The sequence below is a fragment of the Citrobacter sp. TBCS-14 genome (genome assembly GCF_005280805.1).
GTDB lineage: Bacteria > Pseudomonadota > Gammaproteobacteria > Enterobacterales > Enterobacteriaceae > Citrobacter > Citrobacter gillenii.
On the sequence record NZ_SZWM01000044.1, the window covers coordinates 1 to 661 of the forward strand.

1 protein-coding gene and 1 pseudogene are annotated in these 661 nt (G+C 54.8%); one reads left to right on the forward strand and one right to left on the reverse strand.

Going from position 1 to position 661, the window contains the following annotated elements:
• Window positions 1-136 (forward strand): hypothetical protein (locus tag FDX22_RS30725; RefSeq protein WP_186805258.1); only part of this gene is annotated, 136 nt, incomplete at its 5' end.
• Window positions 137-218: 82 nt separating this feature from the next.
• On the opposite strand, the pseudogene FDX22_RS30730 reads toward FDX22_RS30725, so the two are convergent.
• Window positions 219-661 (reverse strand): annotated as a pseudogene (locus FDX22_RS30730) (DUF1176 domain-containing protein); the annotation flags it as partial.

Here is a 661-nt window from a genome sequence, read left to right on the forward strand (position 1 = left end):
ATATGTCGGCCTGAAAGGGGCTATTGTCGGCATGACCGGTTATGGGGAATCTGCCCCGGCAGACAAGCTGTTCCCGTTCTTCGGCTTTACGGTGGAGAACATCGTCGACAAAGCGCATAAGGTGCTGAACGCCTGATGGCGACGCTCACGCGTCTTATCAGGCCTACGACATCTATCACCATCAGGCCGTATAAGGCGCAGTCGCATCCGGCATTAAATTAACGCGTAATCCACAGCGTGGGCCAGGCATCTGGTCCATGCCAGTTATCACAGCTTGGCTCCTGCGCATAACGCACCAGACGAAAACGCTGGCCGTCAAAACGCCAGCGAGTCTGGATACCGCAGTCCGACAAACCTCGGCCCTTGGCGAGCGTAATCAGCTCGCGCGATTTTTCATCGAACGCAGCATTGGTCAACTCCATATCNCCCTTTGGCGAGAGTGACCAATTCGCGAGATTTCTCGTCAAACGTAGCGTTGGTCAGCTCCATGTCGGTACTGTCAGCATCGGTTTTAAATGGCAGGCTCAGACGTACAGCGCGAGAGGTAAACGGTGTGGTACGAGAAACGGTCCATGCCAGATCGATCGTGTTGTATGCCCCTGCTTCGCAGCCGATCATCAGCAGAGCTTTGTCGTCCGTTAAGGCGAAAACCCGCATCTCA